General features: G+C 44.3%; 10 protein-coding genes. 2 read left to right on the top strand and 8 right to left on the bottom strand.

Features of this window, described 5'->3' with window-relative positions; genetic code table 11:
- Positions 1–156 precede the first annotated feature (156 nt).
- The 8 genes from K9E37_RS04990 to K9E37_RS04955 all read right to left on the bottom strand — a co-directional run bounded on the left by K9E37_RS04990 (position 157) and on the right by K9E37_RS04955 (position 8,441).
- Positions 157–402, bottom strand: coding sequence for a hypothetical protein (locus tag K9E37_RS04990; RefSeq protein ID WP_116431894.1), 246 nt, complete (start codon positions 400–402; stop codon positions 157–159).
- A complete protein-coding gene (locus K9E37_RS04985) occupies positions 402–848 on the bottom strand; it encodes a DUF948 domain-containing protein (RefSeq protein WP_248893609.1) in 447 nt (148 codons plus the stop codon). The genes K9E37_RS04990 and K9E37_RS04985 overlap by 1 nt, the downstream gene beginning before the upstream one ends.
- 150 nt (positions 849–998) lie before the next feature.
- Positions 999–1,673 carry a histidine phosphatase family protein gene (locus K9E37_RS04980; protein ID WP_076002649.1) on the bottom strand — a complete coding sequence of 225 codons (675 nt, stop codon included), beginning with the start codon at positions 1,671–1,673 and terminating at the stop codon, positions 999–1,001.
- Positions 1,674–1,814: 141 nt separating this feature from the next.
- Positions 1,815–2,441: a 30S ribosomal protein S4 gene (gene rpsD, locus K9E37_RS04975; RefSeq protein WP_004105277.1), complete on the bottom strand. Its 627-nt coding sequence runs from the start codon at positions 2,439–2,441 to the stop codon at positions 1,815–1,817.
- 436 nt (positions 2,442–2,877) lie between these two features.
- Positions 2,878–3,660, bottom strand: coding sequence for an ABC transporter ATP-binding protein (locus tag K9E37_RS04970; RefSeq protein WP_004110329.1), 783 nt, complete (start codon positions 3,658–3,660; stop codon positions 2,878–2,880).
- Between the two features lie 2 nt (positions 3,661–3,662).
- A complete protein-coding gene (locus tag K9E37_RS04965; RefSeq protein ID WP_248893138.1) occupies positions 3,663–4,874 on the bottom strand; it encodes an FtsX-like permease family protein in 1,212 nt (403 codons plus the stop codon).
- A 38-nt stretch (positions 4,875–4,912) separates the two neighbouring features.
- A complete protein-coding gene (locus K9E37_RS04960; protein WP_076002647.1) occupies positions 4,913–5,326 on the bottom strand; it encodes a DUF4418 family protein in 414 nt (137 codons plus the stop codon).
- A 142-nt stretch (positions 5,327–5,468) separates the two neighbouring features.
- Positions 5,469–8,441 (bottom strand): ATP-dependent helicase, encoded by a 2,973-nt coding sequence (locus K9E37_RS04955; protein WP_248893136.1) that lies wholly within the window; start codon positions 8,439–8,441, stop codon positions 5,469–5,471.
- A gap of 189 nt (positions 8,442–8,630) precedes the next feature.
- Between K9E37_RS04955 and K9E37_RS04950 the strand changes: the two genes are divergently transcribed.
- Together K9E37_RS04950 and K9E37_RS04945 are read left to right on the top strand one after the other, a co-directional pair.
- On the top strand, positions 8,631–9,212 hold the full coding sequence (locus K9E37_RS04950; RefSeq protein WP_004110321.1) for a xanthine phosphoribosyltransferase: 582 nt from the start codon (positions 8,631–8,633) through the stop codon (positions 9,210–9,212).
- 566 nt (positions 9,213–9,778) lie between these two features.
- Positions 9,779–11,026 carry an acetyl-CoA C-acyltransferase gene (locus K9E37_RS04945; RefSeq protein WP_248893134.1) on the top strand — a complete coding sequence of 416 codons (1,248 nt, stop codon included), beginning with the start codon at positions 9,779–9,781 and terminating at the stop codon, positions 11,024–11,026.
- The last annotated feature ends 39 nt before the right edge of the window (positions 11,027–11,065 follow it).

Genomic DNA, 11,065 nt, shown 5'->3' with positions numbered 1-11,065 from the left:
AAATAACCGTCACAAACAAAAGCCACATGCAACGCCCACACGAAATCGTGCCGCATGACGCACGACGCAATCATGCAAACATTCAATATAGTACTTCAATACTTAACTTAACTAAACTTAGCAAAGTAACGAAATTATGAAAAACTTGTTTTTTATTTAAAATTCCCTATTTCTACGATTAGCATAACGAGAATTAAGCTCAGCTTCATGCTCTTTACGGCTAGTATTGAAATCTTTAAACAATCCCATTACTGTGCGCAATGTGATATTTTTCGGTTCCTCATCAAAAATAAAACGACTAGCAGAAGACGGCATTTTTGCTTTAACATATGCACGAGCCTTCGTAACTGTAAGAACACCAATTACAATGCCAATAAACATCCAAAATAAACGCTTGAACATTACTCTCCCCTGCCCGCATTCTTAGTTGCATTCTTGTCAGAGGATTCTTTTGAAACGTTACGATTGGCACTATTCTTGTCTGTTGGCACAGTCGGCTTATTGAAGAAAGAAGAAACAGTATCTTTTAGAGCGTAACCAGCAGCTGCAATTTTTACGAGCGGTTTTCCAAGGAAAGCACCATACAAATCAGTAAGAGCACCAATATTCGTAACAGTTGTGCGCGTAGCTCCTGAAACAGCGTTTACATCGTCAAGAGTCTTATTAACTTGCTTAATCGTCGTCACAGACTCGTCAATTGCAGGCATCGCATGCTCACCCGACTCTTTGACAGTTTTCGCAATCTGATCGAACAACTTGCCCAATCTAATTAGCGGATAAATCAAAAAACCCGAAAGCACAGTAAACGCAATCGCGGCAATAAGAGCAGCTATGTCTCCAACGCTCATCGTAACCTCTTTCTGTACCATTTTTGCTTAAGACTTCACCGCGCTGAAAGCTAATACAACAGCAAATCAGACTACAGTTAAAACCATTCGCAATGACTTAAGACTAACGAACGGTAACGACGCATACGTTAAGAAAGCTGTAGCAAAAAGCTACTCGTTGTAGCCTTGAATAGTAATAGCGTTATCAATAGGTTTAGTAGTGTCAAAATCGAGCCTAGTTACGCTTCCGTTTTGAGGGCGTTCGCTTAAATCGTAGCCTGCAGGCGCAAAACGGTGCATAAGACTTAGCAAAGTGTTGCCATGCGAAATTTGCAAAACATTATCTCCATCGTTAAGCAAAGAATTTGAAGCGATTAACGCAAAACCTTCTTCTACGCGAGTCCAATATTCGATATCTGACTCGGCATCGTGGAAAGGATCCGCTTCTTTAAGCATGTCACGAGTGGCTGCAAGCCCAAATTTTTCAACAATTTCGTTATAAGTGTGCGCTCCGTGAGGCGCTCCTGCAGCCCACCAAGCCATTTGCATATCTTGACCTTCAAAATAGCCGTAGCATTGCTCACGAAAATGCATATCGCTTACAAGCTTTGGACGCGCGTTACCGGCAGCTTCATTTACGTCGAGAATACACTGAGCCGTGATTTGCGCACGCGTAGTATCCGAGCAGTAAGCTGCAGCAAAAGTAATATTTTGCAGCTTTTTTGCGGCAGTATCCGCATCTTTCAAACCTTTTTCAGTAAGCGGAGAATTTGACCAGCCTTGCAGTCGATTATAGCGATTAAATAGCGTCTGTCCGTGACGCACTAAATAAAGATGCAGCAACATAGCTCCATTATTGCACTAAGCGGTACATAACTGTCGAAAACACCAAACAAACCGATGAAATCGACAAAAACGCATTGACCCCTGCCACGCGAATGCGCAACAGGGGTCAAGCGGTATGTCCTTAAGAATTAAATCGGCGAATTAACGAGCGTAGTATTCGACGACGTACTGAATGTTGACTTCAACTGGAATCTGATCGACTTCCGGCTTACGAGTCAAAGTAGCCTTCAAAGAGGCAAGATTCACATCGAGGTAACCAGGAACTGCTGGCAAAACGTCGCGATGAACGCCTTCTGCAGCCATCTGGAATGGAACCATGGTCTGGCTCTTGGCACGAACCTGAATGGTCTGACCTGGCTTCACACGGTAAGATGGGCGATCGACAAGATTGCCATCAACCAAAATATGACGATGCACAACAAACTGACGAGCCTGGGCGGTGGTGCGAGCAAAGCCTGCACGCAAAACCAAAGCATCAAGACGAGTTTCCAAATCGGTGAGCATTGCGTCACCGGTCTGGCCTGCAGTGTGCGTACCCTTCTCGTAAGCAGCACGAAGCTGCTTCTCGGAGATGCCATACTGAGCGCGAAGACGCTGCTTCTCGCGAAGACGTACTGCGTAATCGGACTCGGTGCGACGACGAGTGCGACCGTGCTCACCTGGAGCATATGGACGCTTCTCGAAGATACGCTGAGCCTTTGGGGTTAAAGCGATGCCGAGGGCGCGAGAAAGACGCACCTGACGGCGAGAACGCTGAATATTAGTCATAACTAATCCTTTAATTCTGTCGTTATCTGAACGGAACGTGAACCAAGTTTTTAGTCAATCGCAAAATCGCCTAAAAATTATTCACGCTGAGCCGGCCTCTCCAGTGCTTCTTCGTGCTAACACACGAACGCGCAAGTATTAAAACGTTGAAATAACGCCATAACTACCGCGCGCCGACCCACTGATGGGCTAAGGCTCCAGATGATGCTTACACAAAATAGGCATCGTTTCTGATTCTACACACCACTAAGAATAATTGTTGATATTTTTCGTACTGAGCGCGAAACTCACGTTGTAAGTTCCTCGGCAAATGTTCCACAAACCAGCCAAAACGCTCGCGCGAGTAACGCGCTCGCTTGCGAAACTCGCGTTGGAAGTCCACTGGACTTCCAACTTTAGCGAGTTTCCGGATTGAAGTGCCTTCGCGCGCTACGCTTCAAGCGCTCCGGCAAGTCAATCCGCAATCCATTGTGTATGTGCGATCCGCACAGCGAGCAGCCTCAACATCGTGAGTTACCATGAGCACTGCCACACCATTTTTTGCAGCCTCGCGCAACATTTTCACAACTATGCGAGTATGCTCTACATCCAAATCGCCAGTAGGCTCGTCAAGAATAAGAAGCTTTGGATTGTTTATTAGCGCGCGCACAATCATTACGCGACGCATTTCACCACCCGAAAGCTCATTTGGGTAGCACCACAGTAAATCTTCAATATGCAATTGCTTGCAAAGTTCTAACGCGCGAGTCTCGTTTAAATCTTCGCTTACTTCAGACTTACTTACTTCAGCCTTACTTATTCCAGACTTACTTACTTCACAAGCACTAGCTGCAATTTGCACAGGTAAAAGTATGTTGTCATGCACAGTAAGATTTTGTAAAAGCGTCTGCGATTGCGTCACAAAACCTATATCACATGCGCGCAAACGAGACATTTTTGCATCACTAAAAGTGCGTTCAGAAATCTCTTCGCCGCAAACTTTTACACTTCCATGCGTTGGCTTCAATAACCCAGCAATCAAATTTAGTAAAGTAGATTTTCCGTTACCTGACTTTCCAACGATTGCCACAAAATCGCCGCTATTTAGCGCAAAACTCACGTTATTTACTGCAAAAAATTTGTGTTTTCTGCGCATAAATTCGCGAGTTACACGAGTAAGCTCAACAACAGGTAAAATATCAAACTCATTACTTGGCAGTTTTTGACTCTTATCTTCCATACTTACTCACCTGATCTAAGTGTCAAATACGTTTCGCGCATAGCAATGCGCAATGTGGTAAGTGCTGAAGCTACAACAACTGCAACAAGCGCAAGTAGCACAGACGCTAACATAAGCACTGCTACTGGTAGCGCAGTCACTTCCAAATACGGAAGCTGCAATTGTTCAGAAATAAGAGAACTGTAAGGGAACAATATAAGACTTGCAGACGCAACACCCAATACTCCACCAACTAAGCCAAGTATCGCAGATTCCCTAACGACAACGCCTAAAAGCATATTTCTTGTTGTGCCAAGTATGCGAAGAGAAGCAAACTCTTTTTTGCGCTCGTTTACAGATGTTGAAAACACTGCAACTAAAACTAGCAATCCAACTAGCCAGCACGCAGCAATTATAAAAGTCAACGTGCGAGTAAAAACACCAAGATTAGCTTGCGTAGTTGCTGTAATTCCGCCCGGAAAAACTATGCCAATGCTTGAAAGACCAGTTGTTTTGCGAATATTTTTTGCAACTTCTTGCGCGCTGTAACCCTTTTGTACTTTTACAAGTACTGCAGAAACTGCTTTTTTAGCATATTCCTTTGGAATAGCAGTGTGCCCTACTTTCGTTGAATACTCAACTACTTGCGGCACACTTTCGCGTCGCACAAACACTGAATTATCAATGCTTGTGCCGGTTTTTGCAAGCTGTGCAGCTATAGGCCATTGGTGTCCAAAAAGACGAACAGTATTCATATAAGACACGATTACATTTGCGCCAGCAATCATCTCACCTTTTTGTAACTTCTGCTTATGTTGAGAATAAATCCAAGGACCTATAACAAAATCAGAATCGGGATCAAAACCAATAATTTGCAATTTTTCAGCGCAACATCCTGCAGAAAGCGAAGAAATATACGTTTGTACACTCGCCTTTTGCACACCCGGAGAGCGTCTTACTAAATTCTCAATATCGTTAGTGAAATAAAAAGTGCTTGAACCACTGTTTGTAAGCAACGCTTCTGCCTTAGTGTGCGTACCTTGAGGGATAACCATAATATCGGCTCCCATGCGTTCTCGCATACTGTTCAAGCCGCGTTCAAGATTCATAGAAATCAGCGAGCCGCCGAAAAATATTGCAGACAAGCACGCAGATACAACAATAAGTGCAGCAGTGCGCAATGGCTTGCGTTTAAGATTTTCCAGCGGCAATCGCTTTAGCGTAATAGTGCGCATAATTTTGCTTTAGTAAGCTTTTCGAACTATTTGAACTATTAATCTTCTTTATTATCCAAATACACGGAAACAGCTGCGAATACCAATGCGAGCACAGACAGAACAATCAGCGTTGGGCGCATAACTGATGCACAATGCATCATTGGGCTCTTGCACACGCCAATAAGGAATGTTGTAACAGCAAGCATAAGTAAAGCGTTCACAACTACAGCAATATTTAAACCAATGCGAACATTTTCTTTAACGAATAGCGCAATAATTCCAAGTACTGCAATAACTAAGCCAATTCCAACGGCTGCACGACCTGTGTAGTAGCATGCCATAGGTTGCATCATCATATGCATTTTTTGCATGCCTCCGGTTGAGCATGGCTTTGCAAACGTCAATGGCGCAACGACAATAAGCAAGCCGAAAATAATTGCAGGAATTGATGCGAATAATTTGTTTTTCATAATTTATACCTCATGAAATGTATGTTTTTATTTTTTAGTGTCACATTTTCGTTAATGCAACACGCTTTTCAGCGCTCACACCAGCAAACGCCACGTCCTTGTTAAAAATTTATCTTACATTAAAGTGCATAAATAAAAGATTTTACAATTTTTCGATTGGTGCAACTCTAAGCATTAGTCGCTTTACTCCATCGGAGCCGAAATCGACTGTAATAATTGAGTTTCTGCCCTTATCTTGCGTTGCTAACACGGTTCCTAAGCCGTAAGTATCGTGAGTAATTTTGTCGCCAACTTGGAAGTCTTGAATATTTAGATGATTGTCTTTATTCATAACTGCAGAAGTTGAACCAACTTTTGTTGCGCTTGTTGAAGTCGCAGTTTTTGCAGTAACTTTGCGCGTTTTTACTGCACTTGACTTAGACCAATTCGATTTAGAATAAGACGAGCCGTAAGAAGAACCGTAAGACGAGCCGTAAGACGAGCCGTAAGACTTGCTATAAGACTTTTCGTAAGAGGAGCTGTAAGAACTCGAGCCATACGATTTATTTCTTCCGTAAGACTTAGAGCCATGCGATTTTTCAGAACCGTAAATGCTTCCACCATAAGTTGTTTTTTCACTAAACGCATCGCTATAATCGTCATCCCAGCCGCCAAAATCACTATCAAAATCGCTATCGAAATCATCGCCACGCCTAGACGAAGCGCCCCAACGCTCAACATCAGACTCTCTGCGCTTCCAATCAATCAAATTATCTGGAATCTCATCCAAAAACTGGCTTGGAAGCATATCTTGAGCCTGCCCCCATTGCGCACGAACAGCAGCACGAGTAACATACAAACGCTGCTTAGCTCGAGTAATACCAACATAAGCAAGACGACGCTCCTCGCAAAGCTCGCCATCGTCTTCCAAAGCGCGAGAATGCGGAAAAGTTCCCTGCTCCATGCCAGTTAGGAACACAACCGGATACTCCAAGCCCTTAGCCGTGTGAAGCGTCATCAACGTAACTTTACCAGTGTCCTCATTTTCATCCGGCAATTGATCCGAATCAGCCACAAGCGCTGTCGTTTCAAGGAATCCAGCAACACTAGCATCCGGCGTATTCTGCTCATACTCAGCTGCAACCGACTGCAATTGCGACAAATTATCCACGCGAGCGGCATCTTGAGGATCTTCAGAACGTTGCAAATCCTCCAGCAAACCACTGTCGTTCAGTATGCTGTCAATAACTTTAGAAGGTTTCGAGTCATCGTTTTGCATACAAGTAATTAAATTGTGCATAAGCTCGCGGAACTCTTTAAGCTTGGTTGCAGTGCGAGTTGGCATGCCTTCGATTGACTCCAAATGCTCCAAAGCTTGCCAGAAGCTAACTCCTTGTGTTTGAGCGTAAAGCGTCAGCAAAGCCTCCGCACGCGCTCCAAGCCCACGCTTAGGCACATTCAAAATTCGGCGCATATTCACATCGTCATCTGGGTTTGCCATAGATTGCAAGTATGCGAGCGCATCTTTTACTTCGCGACGCTCGTAAAACTTCGTGCCGCCAACAAGTTGATACGGAAGACCTGCTTTAACGAGCGCATCTTCCAGCGAACGAGACTGTGCATTAGCGCGATACATAATCGCCATATCCGAATAAGCAACGCCCTCTTCACCTGCTAATCGCGCTATTTCTTGCGCAACCCAAGCTGCTTCCTGTTGAGCACTGTCTGCTGCATAACCAGTAATTGGAGTGCCCTTACCTAATGCCGTCCACAATTTTTTAGGCTTTCGTCCTTGATTATGCGAAATAACTGCATTTGCAGCATCCAAAATAGTTTGCGTAGAGCGATAATTTTGCTCAAGCATAATAGTTGTAGCGTTTGGGAAATCTTTTTCAAAGTCTTGAATATTGCGAATATCTGCTCCGCGGAAAGCGTAAATCGACTGGTCGGAGTCGCCTACAACTGTGATTGATGCAGGAGTGTTATTTTGCTGAGATGGATTTGCACTATTTTGCTTTACATCCACTCCAGCAAGCTCGCGAATAAGCTCGTATTGAGCGTGATTCGTATCCTGATACTCGTCTACAAGAATATAGCGGAACTTACGTCGGTAATATTGCGCAGCTTCTGGTACTTCGCGCATGAGTTGCACAGTTCGCATAATTAAATCGTCAAAATCAACCGCATTTGCTTGAGATAAACGATGCTGATATTCCGCATAAATAGTTGCGTAGACAGCTTCAGAATTGCCAGCGTGCGCAATTTGTTGACCTGCAACACCAGGCTTGTAATCGTTAGCATACATGTCTAGTTGCTCACGCCAAGTGATTAAACTATTTTTGCAATCCGAAATCTTGCCCAAAATGCTGCGTGGCGTAAAACGCTTAATATCAACGTTAAGCTCTGTTGCAATAATTTTTACTAATCGCTCGCAATCGGAAGTATCGTAAATAGAAAAGCCTGATTTTAAGCCAATATACTGTCCTGATCTGCGAAGTATTTTCACACATGCAGAGTGGAACGTCGAAACCCACATAGTATTTGCTTCGCTACCAATAAGTTTGCTTAAACGTTCACGCATTTCGGCAGCTGCTTTGTTTGTAAAAGTGATGGCAAGAATTTGGCTTGGCCAGGCATCTTTTTGGCTTAATATCCAAGCTATTCTTCGCGTAAGAACTCGCGTTTTGCCGCTTCCAGCTCCTGCTCCAATAAGCAGTGCCGGTCCGTCGTATTGGACTGCTTGAGATTGTTGCGGATTTAAGCCGTCGAGTAGTTTTTGCGCGTCAACTGCAACTCTAGAATGTGCGGAATTTTGAGAATATTCTTGAGATTCTTGAGGAAGCAGTTCTTGTTGGGCAAGAGCTTCTTGTTGGGAAGGCACTGATTCTTGAGGAGGCACTGATTCTTGATCAGACGCATATTCTTGCTGCGTAAAATCAGGCTCTTTAGCATAAGCGTCAGCATACTCGTCGTAACTGTAGTTGGCATAATCATTCACATCCGCAACATTCTCGTAAAAACTATCGTCAGAATCGAACGAATCAACTGGATTCCCCAACAAATCACTTACATATCCGTAATCGCTATCTTTTGCACTCATATTTGCATTCATACTTGCGCCCATACTTACGCTCATACTTGTACTCCATTAATGCCGCCAATTACCTACGTTTTAGCTTCAGCAATAAAACGCCCCCACGTTTTAATTGCGCACGTATTTAATCAGGTTTACCACATGCTGCAGTCGTTTTTACTCGTATTGTGTCACGAACTTGGGTATGCTTGAGCGTACTGCAATGTAATTGTTCGTAAGAAGGGGCGCATCGTGCAAGAACTGGAAGAACGCATTCTCCAAGATGGTATCGTAAAACCAGGCAATGTATTAAAAGTAGACGCTTTTTTGAACCACCAGTGCGATGTGAATTTATTTGATCATATGGGAGCCGCTTGGGCTGAGCATTTCCGCGACGCAAATATTACTAAGATTCTTACGATTGAGGCTTCTGGTATTGGAATCGCATGTGTTGCAGCACGCCATTTTGGTGGAGTTCCTGTGGTTTTTGCAAAGAAAGCTCAGTCGATTAATCTCGATGGCGACCAATACGTATCTACGGTATTTTCTTTTACAAAGCAGCGCGAGTTTCCGGTGATTGTGTCACGTAAGTATTTAAGTGCGGAAGATCGCGTGCTTATTTTGGATGATTTTTTGGCGAACGGCAAAGCTTTGCAAGGATTAATCGACATTTGCAATCATGCTGGAGCTAGCGTTGCCGGCATTGGAATCGCTATCGAAAAGGGCTTCCAAGGTGGTGGAGATGCGCTTCGTGAAGCTGGATATGACTTGGATTCGCTGGCGATTGTTGACGCGATGGATCCTGTTGATGGGTCGATTTCGTTCCGTAAGTAGCGCTCCGACCTGCTTTCGCGCTTAGAGCGTAGCGCGCGAAAGTAACTCGGAGCGGAAACTCGCTAAAGTTGGAAGTCCAGTGGACTTCCAACGCGAGTTTCGTAGCGAGCTTATTCCTCACGGCTATTGGTAGCCGTTCGGCTGATTTGGCATGTGAAGCACACCGTGCTTCACAATTGAGCCAAATCACGCTTTGAAGGAGCTTGAAATCCCAATGATTTCAAGCTCGGTCAAAGCGCTGCGCGAGCGTCCTTCGCTCAGTGCGAAAAATCTCAAATCTCTACCACACTGGTATTCGTGCAACTAAAGTCACGAAATTAAGCTGCGGTTTGGTGTGTGATATGTATGCCCGGTGTGGTGTGTGCAGCAGCATTAATGATAGCGTTCGCTAATCAACAAGTAATCACTTTTCACAAAAACATAAACTCACTGAAGTAAGTCTAATTGTGAAGGAAACGAGAAAAATTTTTCGCAAATGGTAATTTTGTCGAAAAATACGATAAAGTAGTCCGGTTGGTATACTTCAACACGTATTGCAACAAACAATTGATTAGGTGGCTAAACATATGACTGAAGTGGTGATTGCAAGCGCTGTACGTACGCCTATTGGCAAATTCGGCGGCAGCTTATCTTCGCTTTCCTCAGTTGATTTAGGAACAATCGCAGCAAAAGCAGCAATAGAACGCGCTAGAATTAGCTCACACGACGTGGATCAAGCTATTTTTGGAAACGTATTACAAGCAGGCAGCGGACAAAACGTTGCTCGCCAAATTGCGTTAAAAGCAGGATTAGATACTTCTAGCTGCGCAATGACAATTAACGAAGTATGCGGATCCGGCTTAAAAGCAGTGCGCTTAGCACAATCCGCAATCGTTATGGGAGATGCGCAAGTTGTTGTTGCAGGCGGCACTGAAAGCATGAGCAACGTACCGTTTTACGCAACTAATTCGCGATTTAGCGGACACAAATACGGGAATTTTGCGCTTATTGACGGTTTGCAACGAGACGGCTTAAACGACGCTTTTACTGGCGACGCAATGGGCGTTACTGCAGAAAATGTTGCAGCAAAATTTGGTATCACTCGCGAAGCACAAGATATTTTTGCACTTAAATCTCACCAAAAAGCTGTTGCCGCTATTAAAAGAGGCGATCTTGCTTCTGAAATTGTGCCAGTAACGCTTGCAAACGGAACTGTTATAACTCAAGACGAGCATCCTCGCGAAGATACGTCTTTAGAGCAGTTGTCGAAATTGCGCACGCTTTTTAAAGCGTCGGAAGAAACTGCGGACGCAACTTGCGAAGTTGGCGAGAACGAAGTTTGCAAGCACGAATCGACTGTAACTGCAGGAAACGCAAGCGGAATTAACGACGGAGCTGCAGCTCTAGTGCTTATGAGCAAAGATTACGCGCAAGCGTACGGAATTGAATATCTTGCGCAAATTGTGGGATTCGCAGAAGGCGGAATCGACCCAGATTTAATGGGATACGCTCCAAAACATGTGATGGAACGCATGCTAAATGCGACCGGTAGCAACGTTGACAACATTGATTTATTCGAAATAAACGAAGCGTTTGCAGCGCAAAGCATTGCCGTTGCGGAGCAACTTCATATTGACGAGTCAAAACTCAACGTACGCGGTGGAGCAATTGCACTCGGACATCCGCTTGGCGCTAGCGGAGCGAGGATTTTGACGACGCTTATATACGCTTTGCGAGATAGCAATAAGTTAAATGGAGTTGCTGCGCTGTGCGTCGGCGGCGGAATCGGCGTTTCTATGCAAATTAGAATGCGAAACAATCAAGTCAGAATGTAAAACAATAAAGTCAGAATGCAAAGCGATCAGAAGCATTCG

This window comes from Gardnerella swidsinskii (genome assembly GCF_023277705.1).
GTDB classification, from domain to species: Bacteria; Actinomycetota; Actinomycetes; order Actinomycetales; family Bifidobacteriaceae; genus Bifidobacterium; species Bifidobacterium swidsinskii.
This window is presented reverse-complemented; position numbering and strand designations above follow the sequence as displayed.